Source organism: Mucilaginibacter sp., from assembly GCF_041663085.1.
Lineage (GTDB): Bacteria > Bacteroidota > Bacteroidia > Sphingobacteriales > Sphingobacteriaceae > Mucilaginibacter.
Map to the genome: position 1 here is coordinate 1 of NZ_JBAZRC010000092.1, position 18,589 is coordinate 18,589.

Consider the following 18,589-nt stretch of genomic DNA (forward strand, 5'->3'; position numbering starts at 1 on the left):
ATGTAGTTTTTTTAAGATGATGAGTGCCGAATCGGGGTGTTTTTGGCTGAGGTAACGGGTTGATAACAATTTTTCATCCTGCGCATTAACAACAGCGCTTATAAATATCAGGAATAGGGTTATTAATACAAGACTGAAACGCTTAACCATTTTTAATACAACTGTTAATTAGGAACAGACTGCATTAACAAATTAACCGCTTTAGTATTAAGTTAATATTAACAAACATGGCATGTTAAGCCCCAAAAAGCTTATCAACCAATGCTTCCTTACGCGATGCGGACACCTCCACCTCGGTACCATCGCTCATTTCCAGCGTACCACCATCGCCTTTACGGTATTTAACAATGTAGTCAAGGTTTACAATAACAGAACGGTTTATACGCAAAAAGAAGGTATCTGTTAACACATTCTCGTACTCTTTAAGCGTTTTTGAAACCACTATTTTTTTATGATCATTCAAATAAAAGGTGCTGTAATTGCTCATGGCCTCTACCCTAATTATATTGGCTTTATCTACCAGGTAAACACCTTCGGCTGTGGGTAGCGCAAGGCGGTTACGGGATGGTTTATCGGCATCTTTACCCTGCTTATCGTTCGCCAAAAAGCGCTTTTTTAGGCGAAATATAGCTGTGTGCAGCTCCTCCTCGTCTATAGGTTTCAATAAATAATCAACCGCGCTAAGGCGCAGGGCTTCCAGCGTATAAGTATCATAAGCAGTAGTGAACACTACCTGAAAATTGAACGACCCCAGCTTTTCCAGAAATTGGAAACCGTTCAGTCCTGGCATCTCCACATCCAAAAACAACACATCGGGCTGGATATCCATAATTTTCGACAGCGCCTTATAAGGGTCGTTAAAAACGGCGGATACTTCCAGTTCATCCTCAAAACTTTCCAACTTACGGGTTAGCAAGCTGCTGCCCCGCTCCTCATCGTCTAATATTACTGCTTTTAACATGGGTAGATGATTTGAAAATACATTTAAATATAAGGCTATTTGTTACAATGTGCATAGCCTAATTACTTAGGATTAGGATGGTGTATATGAACATGGGTTACTGTACCCACGTCTTTAGCTTGGCATTCATTTGCTGCGTCCAGCTACCACCGCAGTGGGTGTTACAGCTATTATCGGTAACGCCACCACTTTGGACCTTAATGGGCGAATTGGCCGGGATCTGATCGTAAAGCGCTTTACCGTTAAAATCACCTTCGTTATTGCCACTACAGTTGATACTGAATACGGGTATTTTAAAATGTTCGGCTTTCCAGGTATCGGCACCTCCGCAAGCAGCCAATACCCCTTTGGTATAGCTAAGCGTAGTATTTACAGTGATATCGGTTAATAACATAAAGCTGGCATAAGAAAAGCCTGCCACAGCCGATTTTTCTTTAACCACCCCGTATTTTGTTGATAGCGCACGGATACATTTATCATAGTCCTGCGCAATAAGTGCGGCGCTGCCGTTCCAGTCGGCATTACCCTTAGTTTTTTGGTATTGTACAATGGCGGTTAAGTAGCCGTCTTTCGCGGCGGTCTGGCACAGATCGGTTTCTGCAGCACCGTCAAGTGCGCCCGGTGTTGGGTCATTCTCATTGTTTCCGCTGCCAACAACCAATATACCTTTGTATGATGCTGCATCATCTTTGGTGAAAACACGGTAGGTGATACCACCACTGGTTTCTGTTTTTTGTGTTACGCCCCCTACTTGCTGTGGCGGATCTACCTTTGGTGGCTGTTCACTACCAGGGTTGCCATCATTTTTTTTGCCGCATGCCGCCAGTAGCAGCAGGCAGGTAAGTAATAGATAGTGTTTCATTTTAGTTGATGTTTTGATTTATCCAAAGAAGGGGCTAAAAAACGCAGGATTATTAGCAAGTGAGCAAATTGCCAGTATCAATGAGCGAACACATATTGCTGGTTAGTGTATGCTACCCTTAATAAGAAGTATTATATTTTAATTTGGATATATTTATAATACAAACCATTGTTGCCTGGTAACAATGGCTTTGATACAAAAAATCATATGAAAAAGGCATTATTCATTATACCGCTCCTGTTTATGTTTTTTTGTTCTGTTCATGTATATGCCCAAAAGAATGGCAGGGCAGCTGTTGATTCTATGCTGGTTGCATTAAAAAAGTCAAAACCCGACACCACCAGAGTAAAACTATTGGACAGCCTTGCCCTGATCGTATCCGGCTTTAATTCTAACAGTGGGTTAAACTATAGCAAGCAAGGTTTTGCGCTGGCCCAAAAGCTGAAATGGAAACCGGGGATAGCATCATCGGCCAGGTTAATGGGTGCCATCCAAATGGATATGGGGAAGAATGACCAGGCATTGAGCAACTATACCTTATCATACAAGATATCTGAAGAGTTGAAAGATACCTATGGCATGATTGCCGGCTTGATCAATATAGGGGCTATTTATCAACGGACCAGCAATTATACCTTAGCAGCCGATTATTTTTTTAAAGGCTTAAAAATTGCTGAAGAAAATAAAAACAGCTTAACAATTGCCCAATGCGAAAGCAGCATAGCCACGTTATATGTGCAACAGCAAAATTTAAAAAAGGGTATAGATCATGCCCAAAGGGCCGAGCGGTTGTATCAATCACTAAATCAACCGGCTGCACGGGCCAAAAATTTAGAGATATTAGGCCTGTGTTATATGTTTGCCGGCCAATATGAGCAGGCCAAACCACACTTTTTAAAAGCACTGCAACTTTACCAGAGACAGAATGACGAGATTGGCGAAGCTACTATTTATACCCAATTGGTTGATTGCAATGCTGCCGACCCGGTTAAACAGGTAGAATACCTAAAAAAAGCACAGGCATTGTGGGATAAATTCGCTCCTGAAAATTTAAACTCGATAGCTAACACAGCCAATCACGGGGCTATCTACTTTACCATACTTAGTAATCCAACGGCTTATAAAATTGTGCATGAAAAACTTGGGTTATCTAAAGAACAACTGCTTTCGGATGCGGAGCTTTATCTAAAAAAAGGAATGAACCTAAGCCGAAAAGCGGGCAATACTGATCTGCTGCTCCAGGTTATTAAATACTACGTTGACCTGAGTGAATATAAAAAAGACTACAAAGAGGCTTTGAGCAATTTGAAAGCCTATAATACACTGCATGACTCGCTTTTTTCGCAGGGGAACAAAAACAAGATAGCCGCATTGGAGGGCGAGCGTGAAATAGCCTTGCGCGATAAACAAATTGCCAATCGCAAACTGGAGGTTAAACAACTTTGGATCTATGGCATCCTATCGCTTGTACTGGTAACGGCCATCCTATCTTACTTTTTAAACCGTTATCGCATCAAGCAACTTAGGTTAACACACACTTTGCAACAACAAGAGGCACAGCAAGAAGCCAAAGAGCTGAACTATCGCAACAAGTTATCTGAAAGCGAACTAAAAGCCATCCGCTCGCAAATGAACCCACATTTTATATTTAATGTGCTAAACTCCATCGAATCGTATGTGCTGGAGAACGACTCGAAGACCGCCAGCCGGCTGGTGCAAAAGTTTGCCACACTGAGCAGGTTGATCCTGGAAAATTCTACCCAAAGCATGGTGGCTGCCGAACGCGAATGGAAAGCCCTTAAACTATATACCGAGCTGGAAGCCATGCGTTTTAACAACCAGTTCGGTTACTCTTTTTATGCCGACCCTGAGCTTGACCTTGCTACACTGATGCTGCCGCCTATGCTGGTGCAGCCGCTGATAGAAAACTCCATACATCATGGCCTGCGCAATTCGCCCGGAGAAAAAAGCAGTGTGAATGTACGATTAGAACAAACCGAGAAGGAGATCTACTTTACGGTTGATGATACAGGGATAGGTATGGATGAAGCCGAAAAGTTCAAAAGCTTCTCGGCAGTAAAAAGTAAATCGATAGGCCTAAACGCTATCAGGGAACGTGTAGAGATCATTAATGTGATGAACAAGGTAAACAAGGCATCTTTTGAGATCCGCAAAAAAACCAGGGAAGAAGGCATCGGCACAATTGCCATACTAACGCTGCCAAAAGTTATCCGTAATAACTACATCCCATAACTATAAAGCCAAAACAGGTTGGCCTACAGGCAAGGGCTGCCCCGCGGGTGGTATGGCAAGGCTACGTACATCATTAAAATATACCTGGGCAAGAATTTCCCAGCTTAGCTTCCGGCTGCTTTGTAAGCCTTCGGCGGCAAATTGTATGCTCAGGGCTTTGTTAGATAATAAAAGCTCTATTTTCTCTACGTAATCATCAGCATTGTAAGGGCTGCATTTAAAGCCATTAATACCCTGTTCAATAAAATCGCCCGAGCCGCCACCATCAGCTATTACACAGGGCAGCCCAGATGCCATAGCCTCGATAACCACATTACCATAAGCCTCAGATACCGACGGAAACAGAAAAACATCTGCCGAAGCATATAACCCGGCAAGCTGCTGGTGCGATATTTTGCCTGTAAAAATGGCTTTAGGCATCCTCGCCTCGCAGGCCAGCCATGCTGTACCATCACCCACAATTAAAAAATTAACTTGCTTTGCCCCTGCCTGCATTTTATCATAAATGGCAAAAAGGGTTTCCAGGTTTTTTTCCCAAACCAAACGGCTTGCAAAAATAATTGTGGGGTTATTATTACCGGTTAACCGCCTGATGATGCTTTTATCCTTTTTATCCGGAGAAAATAGATAAGCATCTATCCCACGCTTCCATATCTTCATTTTAGAGGTGTACACACCCATTTCGCGCAGTTCGGTTTTAATGGTTTCTGATGGCACGTAAACCTTATCGCAACGGTTATAAAAGCTTTTGTGGCCTTTGGCAATACGTTGTTTTAACCCTTTAATAAATATAGGGGCGTACTTAAAATAATAATCTATGTACGAAATAAAATGTGTGTGATATATACTGATAACAGGCAACCCTGTTCGGTTGGCATAATCCAACCCAAAATTCCCTAAAAACGATGGGGTCGAAATATGGATAACATCAGCACCAAAAGCCTGTAATTTATCATGGAGGCGTTTTTTTGCCAGCATGGGTAAGGCTATAGAATAATTGGTATTGATAGGTAATGGTATGGCCGGTATTTTAAAGCTTTCAAACCCCATTAGCTTATCAGGCCCGGCACCGTAGATAAAAAGATACTCGAACTTTGTGGTGTCGATACGCTTTATCAGCTGAAATATGGTGCGCACCGCGCCGTCAAAGTCTTCCACCAATATATCGGCAAAAAACGCCACCTTAATTTTTCTCAAACGTTCTCCCTTTCCCTATAAATGCCAACCAGCCCGCCCGGATCAGGATACAGAATGAGCGTGCTGATCTTTATGTTTAAGCCTTGGCCTTGCAAGCCTCTTTGGTGTATCAGTATGTTTTACCGGTACGCGCGAGGCGGCCCATATTACAAATGCCGCAATCAGAAGCATTGCCAGATCAAGCGATGTATATCCCATTTCCATTTGTTTTATGTTTAACAACATAAAAGTATGGGCTTAGTTTAACAGGAATGTTAAGCTTACATTATCAGATAAATAACTCCTAAAACTTATTGGAGTTGAGCCTGGGGTTTTGGCTGGCGTTAACCTGGTAGGTATAAATTTCATTCTGTTCATTAACCTCAACTACGCGGTAACCCCGGTAATCGGTGCCCCAGTCCCCCCCAATATGCGAGTCGAAAAAGTGAGGTAATTTATCGGTATAACGTACGCCATCCAGCAGGTGGTCGTGCCCGTGAAAAACCGCCTTTACGTTAGGGTAAGCATGGAGCAGGTCAACCGTTTCAGGGCAATTTAAAAAGCCTTCATTCTTCATCCATTTTACCGGCGGGATATGCAAGATCACAAACACTATTTTTTTATCGGCAAACTTATCAAGCGATGCTTTGATGAAACTATTATCGGGGCAAACATAACCACCCTTTGTGTCGGCAGTATTGGCTAATACAAAAGCTATATCGCCGTGCTCAACGGTGTAGCGGTCTTCATAGTTAAACACGTTTTTCCAAACAACGGCATCAGCAAAATCATGGTTACCGGGTATGGTTTGATAAGGCACGTTCAGCTTATCAAGGTATTTGGTTTTTATTTCTGCAAGCAAATCTGGCCGGTTATGCACCAGGTCGCCGTTTATGATCACCATATCCAAGTGATTTTTAGCGTGGTCATCATTTAGCCACTTAACCATATTACCGGTATTCAGTTCAAAATCTGTACCCTGCTGCCCGTAGTGGATATCAGACGCCAGTGCAAACCTTAATTTAAATTTAGCGGCCTTACGTATGTACTGATTACTATCATTAGCAAAGCTGTTAATAGCAGGCAACAATATTACACCGGCTAAACCTGTGGCACTTGTTGTGATAAACTTACGGCGATTAAACATGGCATTGAATATAACAGGTTGGGTAGTATTAAACAGGCACGCTTTTAAGTGCAAAGCTATAGAGCGCAAAAAAAATAAAAGTTAAGCAATTGTTAACTTTATCAGCCATGCCTCGACCGGTTGGGCGCCGCAGATACCCCTTTATCCAAAATGAATAAAATGAACGCTGCATAACCCGGTAGTATATAGGCATCTATCGCGCAAATATTATAGTTTTATCATAGCTAACACTTATTACTTTATGAAGATTAGTTGGGTTACCGGCAACCTTTCTTTGCGACTGTGCATTAGCTGTAAATGTAACGGCAACTAATACTAAAGCTAATGAGATGATTAACAAAATTAATGTGATGTCCTTTTTCATTGTGTTTGATTTTATTGGTTTAGTTTATACCCCTATATAAAGCAGGTGCGCAAAATGTTACCCCCTTATTTAAATTTTTTTTAGGGTAGCTAATTATCTACTTTCGCATATCGTATTATCATACCTCCGGATGCAAGCAACTATCCTCATCATCGACGACGAAAAAAAACTGAACGATCTGCTCTCGCGCATTATAGGTTTAGAAGGTTTTAAAGTAGTACAGGCATTTACCGGCAAAGAGGGCATTAAACTACTTGAGCAGGAAGATGTACTGGTGGTATTAAGCGACGTTAAGCTGCCCGACGTGAGCGGTGTAGACCTGGTAAAAACCATCAAAGCCAAAAAGCCTTATGTAGAGGTAATAAACCTTACGGCATATGGCACTATTAACGATGGCGTACAATCCATCAAAAACGGTGCTTTTAACTACATTGTTAAAGGCGATGATAACGATAAGATACTCCCGCTGCTTAGTCAGGCGGTAGAGAAGGCACAACTACAGCAAAATGCTTTTAATGCCGATAAAAAGGTAAGCAGCAAATTCAGCTTCGCGCAGATCATCGGGCAATCGCAACCTGTTACCGACGCGGTAAACCTGGCCCGCAAAGTTGCCGCTACCGATACCACTGTTTTGCTTTTAGGCGAAACAGGTACCGGCAAAGAGGTTTTTGCATCGGCTATACATTACGAGAGCCAGCGCAAACAAATGCCTTTTGTAGCCATAAATTGCAGCAGCTTTACGGGCGAACTTTTGGAAAGCGAACTATTCGGCTATAAAGCAGGTGCATTTACCGGGGCGGTTAAAGATAAAAAAGGCCTGTTGGAAGAAGCCCATCACGGCAGCATATTCCTGGATGAAATAGGCGAAATGAGCCTGGAACTACAGGCTAAATTACTCCGCGTGCTGGAAAGCAAAACCTTCATTAAACTGGGCGATACACAAACCACCAAGGTAAACATCCGCATTATGGCCGCCACCAACCGCGATTTACAAAAGGAAGCTGAAGAAGGCAAATTCCGCTTAGACCTGTTTTACCGTTTATCAGTTTTCACTATCTCCCTGCCATCACTTAACGAACGCAAGGGTGATATTGAACTACTGGCCAAATATTACCTGAAACAATTTGCCGACAAGGCGGGCAAATCTGTTAAAATGACGGATGAATTTTTAGCCCTGCTAAACAAGCACCAATGGAAGGGCAACATCCGCGAGTTAAAGAATATTATTGAACGCGCGGTAATACTGGCTGATGATGCCCTTACACCTGCTGCACTGCCCCCGCAATTTAACACCAATGTAGATAGCAATTCGCTCGATCTGCAAAGCATGGAGAAGCAACACATCAGCAAGGTATTAGCCTATACCAAAGGCAACAAAACCGAAACCGCAAGGCTGCTGGGCATCGGGCTTACCACACTGTATAGAAAGATAGAAGAATACGATTTGTAAACCTGCGATCCTTAAATAGTTTGTCCCATTTTAAAAATGGGACAAACGGAACAACCGGAACATATTGATATCCAATATATTATATTTTAAACTTTTCGGGTTTATTTGAGATAAAACTTCACCATTTAAAACCTAATCAATTAATAATTAGCACCTTATGACTTTTTGCATTTTGTCCCGTTTTTCATAAAACGGAGACAAAAATGCTACTGAGAAAACAGCGGCATAAAAACGTTTTTTTCGACTTTTTCCGCCCTTCATTCGCCCTTTTTGGTAAATAAGTTAACTGAAAAGTCAAATAGACGCTTATTCACTAAGTGCTGATTTACAATTATTTATCGATTTCAAGCCTGTTCCGTTTTGTTCCGTTTCGTCTCGAAATGAACACAGGTTTTTGGGTAATCTTTACTTTGTCGCAAGGCATCTCGCAGAGAATAAACAATTGTCATTTCAAACGAGCGTACTAGTGATAATAAAAACCTCTGCTCCCTCTGTGTTCCCGGCTCCGTGTTCTCTGTGGTTAAAAAATACAGTCTATCGAAGACCTATCCAGCGTTCAATGGTTCGACAAGCTCACCATGACATTCTTCTTTTTCGCACACAATAAAAACCTCTGTGCGCTTTGTGTTCCCCACTCCGTGTCCTCTGTGGTTAAAAAAGTGTCAGTCTGTGCTTGTCGAAGACTCATCCAGCGTTCAATGGTTCGACAAGCTCACCATGACACTTTTATTCCCAAAACGATAATCAACCCTTCCAAAATGGAAGGGTTTTTTGTTGCAACGCACTTCATACCATGACGAATATCACATTAATTATTTGATTATCAGGTATTTTTACAAGTCTGCATAAAATCGGCATCTGTATTGGCATGGGTGCGTAAACAATTAATAAAATGATCACAATACTTTTCTTCGTAACCATCCTTGTTTGCTGGTGGTTCATTTTTAAATCTATCGACTGGTTCGAAAAAATCTAACCCATCATGATCGCATTATTCATTATCTCCATCGCAGTTTTCATATACATGATATATGTGCTGCTAAAACCCGAAAACTTTTAACCCGAAAACACAATGAACACAGAACTATTTGGAATCATTGCCTCGTTTGCCTTAATGCTTGTAATTGGCATACCGCTGGGCAAGTACCTGGCAAAAATGTTTGCCGGCGAAAAGGTATGGACCGACTTTATGAAGCCCCTGGAAAACGGCATCTATAAGCTATCCGGCATTAACCCTAACGAGCCTATGGACTGGAAACAGTTTTTAAAAGCAATGATGTGCATAAACCTGCTTTGGCTGGTTTACGGCTTTTTTGTTTTAATGTACCAGGACAAACTCCCCCTAAACCCCGATGGCAACCCCGGCATGACAGCCGACCTGGCTTTTAACACTATCATTAGCTTTGTGGTGAACTGTAACCTGCAGCACTACAGCGGCGAAAGTGGCGTAACCTACCTTACACAGCACTTTATACTGATGTTTCTGCATTTTGTAAGCGCAGCAACCGGTATTGCATGCGCAGTAGGCTTGTTTAAAGCCTTCCGCGATAAAACCACAAATGATATTGGCAACTTCTGGAATTACTTTTTAAAAGCCATTACCCGTTTATTATTACCTATATCAATAGTAATTGCTTTAATATTAACTTTTAACGGTACGCCAAGCAGCTATGCCGGTAAAGACAAATTTATATCCTTACAGGGCGATACCGTAAACGTATCGCGTGGCCCGGCTGCCCAAATGATAGCCATTAAACACTTAGGCACAAACGGTGGCGGCTGGTTTGGTGTAAACTCAGCCCACCCGCTTGAAAACCCTAACTATTTAACCAATATCACCGAGATCGTTTCACAAATGATCATCCCTATTGCTATGGTGCTTTGCTTCGGCTATTTTATCCGCCGCAAAAAACTGGGCTGGGTAATATTCGGGGTGATGATGATAGGCGCCCTGCTCCTGCTCATCCCATCCATCGGCAGTGAAACAGGCGGCAACCCGGCAATTGCTAAAATGGGTGTATCACAGCTTACCGGCTCCATGGAGGGCAAAGAAGTACGCATAGGGCCCACCGCGACAGCCTTTTGGAGTACTTTCACCACCATTGTATCAACCGGGTCTGTTAACGGAATGCACGATAGCACCATGGCCCTTACCGGCTTATGGCAGCTGCTGGGCATGATGATAAACGGCTTCTTTGGTGGTTGTGGCGTGGGTGTGTTAAACTATTTCATCTATTTAATAATAGCTGTATTTATATCAGGCCTGATGGTTGGCCGAACCCCCGAGTTTCTGGGGCATAAGGTTGAAGCCCGCGAGGTAAAAATTGCCGCGTTGATAACCTTGCTAAGTCCGTTTTTAATTATGGCGGGCACCGCAATAGCAGCTTTTGTGTTCACCAACCACGGCAGCGCCAACTGGGCTGTTAAGCCATCGGCATGGTTAAATAACCCAAGCTTCCACGGTTTTAGTGAGATGCTTTATGAGATGACCTCATCAAACGCCAACAATGGCTCGGGCTTTGAAGGTTTGGGCGATAACAACATCTTCTGGAACTTAAGCACCGGTTTGTTAATGATACTGGGCAGGTTCCTGCCAATCATCGGCCCTGTAGCTATAGCAGGTTTGCTCGCCAAAAAGAAATACATCCCCGAGTCGGCAGGTACCTTAAAAACCGATACCATCACCTTCGGGCTGATGACCTTCGCTGTAATACTTGTGTTAAACGCATTATCGTACTTCCCTGCTTTGGCTTTGGGCCCTATTGCAGAGTTCTTTTCAATGCCTAAGTAATCTATATCATGACAACAAGATCAAATAAATTATTCGAACCTGCTTTGGTGCAAACCGCGCTTAAGGAGTCGTTCATAAAACTTAACCCCAAAGTAATGCTTCGTAACCCGGTAATGTTTACCGTTGAAGTAGGTACCGCCATTATGCTTTACATGAGCATTTACAGCTTTTTGCATGCCGGCCAGGGTTCATTCGCATATAACTTTATTATTTTCATCGTACTGCTGTTAACCCTGCTGTTTGCCAACTTTGCCGAGGCTATTGCCGAAGCGCGTGGTAAAGCACAGGCCGACAGCCTTCGTAAAACCCGCGAGGAAACCCCCGCCAATTTTTTAATGCCCGATGGCAGCATCGTCATTAAATCATCAAATGAACTGCGCAAAGGCGATATGTTTGTTTGCGAGACAGGCGATACCATCCCAACCGATGGCGAGATCACCGAGGGTTTGGCTACAATTGATGAATCGGCCATTACAGGCGAATCTGCACCGGTTATCCGCGAGGCAGGCGGCGACAAATCATCCGTAACAGGTGGTACAAAAGTATTATCCGACAAAATAAAGGTGGTAGTAACCACCGAACCCGGAGAAAGCTTTTTGGATAAAATGATTGCTTTGGTTGAGGGTGCATCGCGCCAGAAAACACCAAACGAGATTGCGCTGACCATCCTGTTAGCCAGCTTTACGCTGATCTTCATCATTGTTTGCGTTACGCTAAAACCTTTTGCAGATTATGCCAACACGCCTATCACCATAGCCGCGTTGATATCTCTTTTCGTTTGTTTGATCCCTACCACTATCGGTGGCCTTTTATCGGCCATCGGTATCGCGGGGATGGACAGGGCCCTGCGTGCCAACGTGATCACCAAATCGGGCAAAGCTGTTGAAACAGCCGGCGATATCGACGTATTGCTTTTAGACAAAACAGGCACCATCACCATTGGTAACCGTAAAGCAACCCAGTTTTGGCCGGCTCCCGGCGTATTACCTGAGGATTTGGTGAAAGCTGCGGTATTATCATCATTAGCTGATGAAACACCTGAGGGTAAATCCATCATCGAATTGGCGCAGCAAAGCAATATGCGCATATCGATGACCCCTCCGGCCAATGCCGAGTTCATCAAATTTACAGCCGAAACCCGTGCAAGCGGTATCAACACGGCCGATGGTTTGCGCATCCGTAAAGGGGCTTTTGATTCGATCAGGAATATGTCGGTAGCTGCCGGCAACAAGTTCCCTGCCGATGTGGAAGAGCGTGTAAAGGCTATTGCCAGCAATGGTGGTACGCCGCTGGTAGTATCACAAAACGAAGTGATCTTGGGTACGTTGGAGCTACAGGATATTATTAAACCCGGCATTGCCGAACGTTTTGAGCGCCTGCGTAAAATGGGTATCAAAACCGTAATGGTTACCGGTGATAACCCGCTTACCGCAAAATTTATTGCCGAAAAAGCCGGTGTTGACGATTTTATTGCCGAGGCCAAACCCGAGGATAAAATGAACTATATAAAAGCCGAACAACAGGCAGGCCGTTTAGTAGCCATGATGGGCGACGGTACAAACGATGCCCCTGCACTTGCCCAGGCTGATGTAGGTGTTGCCATGAACAGCGGTACGCAAGCCGCCAAAGAAGCCGGTAACATGGTGGATCTGGATAACGACCCAACCAAACTGATAGAGATAGTGGAGATAGGTAAGCAATTGCTTATTACCCGTGGTACATTAACTACCTTCTCTATCGCTAATGATGTGGCCAAATACTTCGCTATTGTTCCGGCATTGTTCATCGCTTCTATCCCGGCATTGCAGGCTATTAACATTATGCACCTGCACAGCCCGGAGAGTGCCATCCTGTCGGCTGTAATATTCAACGCCATTATCATCCCGATGCTGATACCATTGGCTTTGAAAGGTGTTGAATACAAACCAATTGGTGCCAGCGCATTACTACGCCGCAACCTGCTGATCTACGGCCTGGGTGGTGTAATAGCACCTTTCATCGGTATCAAATTAATCGACTTACTTATCTCCCTATTCTTCTAATTAAATAAGATCATGAAAAGTAATATCATCAAATCAATCCGCATAACACTGGTACTAACCGTGATACTATGCGTAATATATCCGGTAGCTATCTCCCTTGCCGGTAAGCTATCAAAAGGGCAAGGTAACGGCGAAACCATTGTGGTAAACGGCAAAGTAGTTGGTTACGCCAACATTGGCCAAAGCTTTACACAGCCCAAATACTTTTGGGGCAGGCCATCGGCTGTTGGTTATAATGCAGCGGGTAGCGCAGGTTCAAACAAAGGCCCAAGCAACCCCGATTATCTGAAAGATGTAAGCAACCGCATAGATACCCTGTTGAAGTATCACCCATACCTAAAACGTGCTGATATCCCTGCCGAAATGGTAACCGCGTCAGGTAGTGGTTTAGATCCGGATATTTCTCCGGCAGCAGCAAAAATTCAAATACAACGTGTGGCAAAAGTACGCGGCCTTGATGTTGAAGCAGTTACCGCATTGGTAAACCAGCATACTGAAGCACCGCTTGCAGGCCTGTTTGGCCCGGCCAAGGTAAACGTATTAAAATTGAACGTGGCTTTAGACGAATTAACTAAGAAATAGAATGTCATGGTGAGCCTGTCGAACCATTAACGGCGAGGCCTTTACGCTCGTCCTTCGACAAACTCAGGATGATCCTTTACTTAAAATCGCTTGTCATTTCGAACGAGGTACGAGGAGAAATCTTGTTCGAATGACAGGCGGTGAACTTAGCATAATGAACAAGATTTCTCCTCACTATCGCTCGTTCGAAATGACAAGCTTATATAAATAACATGAAAACACTCCTTATATCATCAGCAATATTTTTAGCTGCCTTAACTGCCAAAGCGCAGGACACTACCAAAACTACCGAAAACCCGTTAACCATTTCGGGATCGGTAGATGCTTATTATAAATACGATTTCTCCAAATTCCGCAATGCGGCTGGCGGTTCAAATATCCCCACCAGCTTCGCTACCGACCAAAACTCCATTTCGATAGGCATGGTAGACCTGGCGGTGAAAAAGAAAGTTAACAAAGCATCTTTTGTGGGCGAATTATCTTTCGGCCCGCGTGGCGAAGGGCAATCTATCCCCAACAGCGGCACCAACGGGCAATCGTTCCACATCCAGAATTTATACATGGGTTATGATGTTACCGATAAGCTGAACCTTACAGCGGGTTACATGGCCACCTTTGTAGGTTATGAAGTGATCTCCCCGGTAGGGAATTTCAATTATTCTACCTCGTACCTGTTCACCAACGGCCCGTTCCAGAATGCGGGCTTTAAAGCCACTTACGCGTTTAGCGGCAAAGTAAGTTTAATGGCCGGCATTTTTAACGACACCTGGAACAACTACCAATCTACAAGGGATGTATCCACCTTTGGCGCGCAATTGTTTGTTAGTCCGGTAAAAGGCTGGACTGCTTATATCAACCTGCTAAGCGGTAAAACATCAGGCACTATTGTGGATCTGACTACCACCTACCAAATAACCGATGCCTTTAAATTAGGCTTAAACGGTGCAAGTTTCTCTGCCCCCGACGCCGTAAAAGGCGGCTTTGAAGGTGTTGCATTATATCCGCAATTAGCAGTTTCAAAAGATGTAACTTTAGGTTTAAGAGGCGAATACTTTAAAACAAAAACAGGTGGTTTTGTAACCGCAGGTCCGCCCGCGGGCGAATCGATCACCGCGTTTACTTTAACAGCAAACATTAAAGCTGGGCCGTTAACACTGATCCCCGAAGCAAGATTGGATAATGGTTCTACAGCGCAATTTATAAACAGCAATGCAGGGCCGACTAAACAAGCCTCGCAGTTTTTAGTGGCGGCGGTTTACGCGTTTTAAATAAAAAATGATTTAACTTATTTAACCACAGAGGACACTGAGTAAGAACCACAAAGAACACAGAGCTTAGTAAATTAAAGCTCCGTGTTCTTTGTGGTTAATCAACATGCAAATCCTCTGTGAACTCTGTGGTGAAAAAATAACGAACTAATAATGGCAGATACATCCGTAAAAAACTTCCTCGACCTGGTCAAAAAATCCCGTCGGGGCAAGCTGAAGATCTATATCGGCATGAGCGCCGGTGTGGGTAAAAGCTACCGGATGCTGCAGGAGGCCCATGCTTTACAACGCAATGGCATTGGCGTTCAGATAGGTTATATAGAAACCCATAACCGCGCCGAAACCCATGCCCTGCTGGACGGCCTGCCCGTTATTGCCCGTCGTAAAACCTTTTATAAGGGTAAAGAGCTGGAAGAGATGGATCTGCAGGCCATCATTAACCGCCACCCCGAAGTAGTGATAGTTGATGAACTTGCCCATACCAATATTGAAGGCAGCAAAAACAGCAAACGCTGGCAGGATGTACTGGATATACTGGAAGCGGGTATCAGCGTAATAACTGCCGTAAACATTCAGCACCTGGAAAGCCTGAACGAGGATGTAGAGAAGATAACCGGCATCGCCATTACCGAACGCATCCCTGATAAGATCCTGGACCTGGCCGACGAGGTGGTGAATATTGACCTAACCGCCGATGAACTGGTAGACAGGCTTAGAGAAGGTAAGATCTATGAAAAGGCAAAAATAGAGCGCGCCCTGCAAAACTTTTTTCAAAGTGATAAGATACTACAGCTGCGCGAACTGGCGCTGAAAGAAGTTGCCCACCATGTTGAACGAAAAATTGATACTGAGATCCCCAAACAGATTAAACTGCGGCCCGAGAAGTTTTTGGCCTGTATCTCATCAAACGCCGAAACGGCTAAGATAGTGATCCGTAAAACAGCCCGGCTGGCCTCCTATTACCGCTCGCCCTGGATAGTGCTTTACGTGCAAAGCAGCAGCGAAAGTTTGGATAGGATAAAACTGGATAAACAACGCCATCTCATTAATAATTTTAAGCTGGCAACAGAGCTTGGTGCCGAACTCATCAAAATAAAAAGCGACGACATTACCCAAACCATTATGAAAGTAGCCGAAGAAAAAGAAGTGACCACCATTTGCATTGGCAAACCGCATTTAAATTTATGGCAGGTAATACTAAGAACGGCTATATTTAACGAATTGCTAAACAAGATCGCTTTAACAGAAACCGATTTAGTAATATTATCATGAAAGTAAAAACTAAACTCCGCTTAGGCTTCGGCTTTTTATTTATAGTGGTGCTATTTTTTGGTGCTACAGCACTGTATTATATCCGCGACATTTCAGAGAACTCGAAGGTTATCCTCAAAAACAATTATGAGTCGTTAAGCTTTGCGAGGGAGATGCGTGGCATTTTAGATAATAACGACCTGCCGCTTAATAACGCAGCCGTCAACAAGTTCAATATTTATTTATCCCGACAGGAAGGCAATATAACAGAACCCGGCGAGGCTCATTTAACACAAAAGCTTAGTATTGGGTTTAAACTTTTAACAAACGGGGGCAATCTCGATTCTCAAAAAGATGGCGTTCGTGAAGTAAGAAAATCGTTAAGTGAGATAGAGAAACTGAACATGCTGGCTATCATCCGCAAGGACAACACTGCCCGTGCATCTGTAAACAGGGCCACTTTATTTCTGGGGCTTGTAGGCACTTTTACTTTTTTGGTACTATTCAGCTTCAGCGTAAATTTTCCGGGATATATAGCCAACCCGCTTAGGGCGTTGATAGACGGGATCCGCGAGATTGGTGAAAAGAATTACAGCAAGCGCCTTAATTTTGAGCAAAACGACGAATTTGCCGAAGTAGCCAACGCCTTTAACCAGATGGCATCGCGTTTAAACGAATGGGAAAACAGTAACCTGGCTACCGTAATATCTGAGAAACGGCGCATCGAAACCATTATTGAGCAAATGCAGGACGCCATCATCGGTATAAACGAAAAGCAGGAAGTACTTTTCATGAACGACGCCGCCCGCAAAACGTTAAACATAACGGGCGATAAAGTGATCGGCCAAAACACCAGCGAACTGGTAAAAGGTAACGACCTGTTCCGCTCTATCCTTAAAGATGACATGGGAATTAAGCCCTTTAAAATAGTGCTCGACGGGCGCGAATCATACTTCCAGATGCAAAGCAGCGATATTTTGGTACCCAATACGCAACAAACCAAAGGCGCGCTGCAGCTGGCAAGCCTCTCGGCGGGTAAAGTGTATATCCTCAAGAACATTACCGAATTTAAAGAACGCGATGAAGCCAAAACCAACTTCATCGCCACCATATCGCACGAGCTTAAAACGCCCATCTCATCTATAAAAATGAGCCTAAAGCTTTTGAATGATGAGCGGGTTGGCACCATAAACCCCGAGCAGGAACAACTTGTAAACCATATAAAAGATGATAACGACCGCCTGCTAAAAATAACCAGCGAACTGCTGGAGCTATCGCAGGTAGAAACGGGCAATATCCAGCTCAACTTTGTGCCGGTAAACCCGATGCAGATTGTAGATTATGCCATAGCGTCGGTGAGTTTCCAGGCGGAGCAGAAGCAGGTGCAGCTGGAGGTTGTAAAAGACGACAAGCTACCCGATATACAGGTTGATATTGAGAAAACGGCCTGGGTACTGGTTAACTTTTTATCGAACGCATTGCGTTACAGTGCCGAAAAATCCAGGATCATTATACAGGTAGCCCAACGAAATAATACAGTTGAGTTCTCGGTAAAGGACTTTGGCAAAGGGATAGACGAAAGTTACCAGAAACGCCTGTTCGACCGTTATTTCCAGGTACCTACTGATGGGCAGAACAAATCGGGTTCGGGCCTGGGGTTAGCTATATCTAAGGATTTTATTGAGGCCCAGCAGGGCAAAATATGGGTTGAAAGCGCCATGGGCGAGGGCAGCAGGTTTGCCTTTACATTACCGGCGACAATCTAAAAGAGTCAAGATATTAGAGTCAGGAATCAAGACCTTTAAAAACAAGACCGGCTTTATAGATACGACAAGAAATCATTATTTTGCTCTTATCTTGATTCTTGGCTCTTGATTCTTGAATCTCCTACACGGCAAGTCCGCAAGAAACGGGTTTAAACGGGGGGCTTAGCAGGGTAAATTTGTTCTATACAAAAAAGCAATTATCATGACAAGCCAGCAAGAATTAGATTATAACCGCATAGCCCGGGCCATAAGCTATTTTAAAGAGAACTTTAAAGCACAGCCCAAATTAGAAGACGTTGCCGAACACGTAAACCTGAGTCCGTTCCATTTTCAGCGGATGTTTAAGGAATGGGCCGGGGTTACGCCAAAACAATTTCTGCAATACTTAAGCATCGGGCATGCCAAAGAGATGCTGAAAACCTCTGGCTCCAATCTGTTTGATACCGCTTTTGAAACCGGCCTATCCGGCACAGGCAGGCTTTACGATCTATTTGTTAAAGTTGAAGGTATGACACCCGGTGAATATAAAAACGGCGGTGCGGCACTCAGCATCAACTACTCCTTTGCCGATACGCCTTTTGGTAAGGTTATCGTAGCATCAACCCATAAAGGCATTTGCCACATGGCCTTTGTTGATAATGGCGAAGATGAAGCGCTACAACAATTAAAACAGAAC

General features: G+C 43.8%; 15 protein-coding genes. 10 read left to right on the forward strand and 5 right to left on the reverse strand.

The annotated features are described in order from the left end of the window. Positions 1 to 235: 235 nt before the first annotated feature. Positions 236 to 961, reverse strand: coding sequence for a LytR/AlgR family response regulator transcription factor (locus WC615_RS15785; protein ID WP_372979041.1), 726 nt, complete (start codon positions 959 to 961; stop codon positions 236 to 238). Positions 962 to 1,058: 97 nt separating this feature from the next. Next, positions 1,059 to 1,823: a hypothetical protein gene (locus tag WC615_RS15790; protein ID WP_372979042.1), complete on the reverse strand. Its 765-nt coding sequence runs from the start codon at positions 1,821 to 1,823 to the stop codon at positions 1,059 to 1,061. Between the two features lie 207 nt (positions 1,824 to 2,030). On the opposite strand from WC615_RS15790, the gene WC615_RS15795 reads away from it, so the two are divergent. Next, complete coding sequence (locus WC615_RS15795; protein ID WP_372979043.1) at positions 2,031 to 4,076, forward strand: histidine kinase; 2,046 nt, start codon at positions 2,031 to 2,033, stop codon at positions 4,074 to 4,076. Here the strand turns inward: WC615_RS15795 and WC615_RS15800 are convergent, their stop codons facing one another. The 3 genes from WC615_RS15800 to WC615_RS15810 form a co-directional block, all read right to left on the reverse strand. Further along, entirely contained in the window at positions 4,077 to 5,273 is a 1,197-nt protein-coding gene (locus tag WC615_RS15800; protein WP_372979044.1) for a glycosyltransferase family 4 protein, read from the reverse strand. A 283-nt stretch (positions 5,274 to 5,556) separates the two neighbouring features. Further along, positions 5,557 to 6,399 carry a metallophosphoesterase gene (locus WC615_RS15805; RefSeq protein WP_191174267.1) on the reverse strand — a complete coding sequence of 281 codons (843 nt, stop codon included), beginning with the start codon at positions 6,397 to 6,399 and terminating at the stop codon, positions 5,557 to 5,559. 193 nt (positions 6,400 to 6,592) lie between these two features. Then, positions 6,593 to 6,763, reverse strand: coding sequence for a hypothetical protein (locus WC615_RS15810; RefSeq protein ID WP_372979045.1), 171 nt, complete (start codon positions 6,761 to 6,763; stop codon positions 6,593 to 6,595). 130 nt (positions 6,764 to 6,893) lie between these two features. On the opposite strand from WC615_RS15810, the gene WC615_RS15815 reads away from it, so the two are divergent. From WC615_RS15815 to WC615_RS15855, 9 genes are all read left to right on the forward strand, one after another. Next, complete coding sequence (locus WC615_RS15815) at positions 6,894 to 8,213, forward strand: sigma-54-dependent transcriptional regulator (RefSeq protein WP_372979046.1); 1,320 nt, start codon at positions 6,894 to 6,896, stop codon at positions 8,211 to 8,213. Between the two features lie 982 nt (positions 8,214 to 9,195). After that, entirely contained in the window at positions 9,196 to 9,273 is a 78-nt protein-coding gene (locus tag WC615_RS15820) for a potassium-transporting ATPase subunit F (RefSeq protein ID WP_082855788.1), read from the forward strand. A 12-nt stretch (positions 9,274 to 9,285) separates the two neighbouring features. Continuing rightward, the gene (kdpA, locus tag WC615_RS15825; protein WP_372979047.1) at positions 9,286 to 11,004 is read left to right on the forward strand and encodes a potassium-transporting ATPase subunit KdpA; all 1,719 of its coding nucleotides are present in this window, start codon (positions 9,286 to 9,288) and stop codon (positions 11,002 to 11,004) included. Positions 11,005 to 11,012: 8 nt separating this feature from the next. Next, the gene (kdpB, locus tag WC615_RS15830; protein ID WP_372979048.1) at positions 11,013 to 13,046 is read left to right on the forward strand and encodes a potassium-transporting ATPase subunit KdpB; all 2,034 of its coding nucleotides are present in this window, start codon (positions 11,013 to 11,015) and stop codon (positions 13,044 to 13,046) included. Between the two features lie 12 nt (positions 13,047 to 13,058). Continuing rightward, positions 13,059 to 13,628, forward strand: coding sequence for a K(+)-transporting ATPase subunit C (locus WC615_RS15835; protein ID WP_372979049.1), 570 nt, complete (start codon positions 13,059 to 13,061; stop codon positions 13,626 to 13,628). Positions 13,629 to 13,840: 212 nt separating this feature from the next. Beyond that, positions 13,841 to 14,896: a porin gene (locus WC615_RS15840; RefSeq protein WP_372979050.1), complete on the forward strand. Its 1,056-nt coding sequence runs from the start codon at positions 13,841 to 13,843 to the stop codon at positions 14,894 to 14,896. Between the two features lie 153 nt (positions 14,897 to 15,049). After that, the gene (locus tag WC615_RS15845) at positions 15,050 to 16,168 is read left to right on the forward strand and encodes a sensor protein KdpD (protein WP_372979051.1); all 1,119 of its coding nucleotides are present in this window, start codon (positions 15,050 to 15,052) and stop codon (positions 16,166 to 16,168) included. Further along, entirely contained in the window at positions 16,165 to 17,913 is a 1,749-nt protein-coding gene (locus WC615_RS15850; RefSeq protein WP_372979052.1) for an ATP-binding protein, read from the forward strand. The genes WC615_RS15845 and WC615_RS15850 overlap by 4 nt, the downstream gene beginning before the upstream one ends. Before the next feature lie 202 nt (positions 17,914 to 18,115). Beyond that, the coding region (locus WC615_RS15855; protein WP_372979053.1) for a helix-turn-helix domain-containing protein at positions 18,116 to 18,589 on the forward strand (474 nt) is incomplete at its 3' end.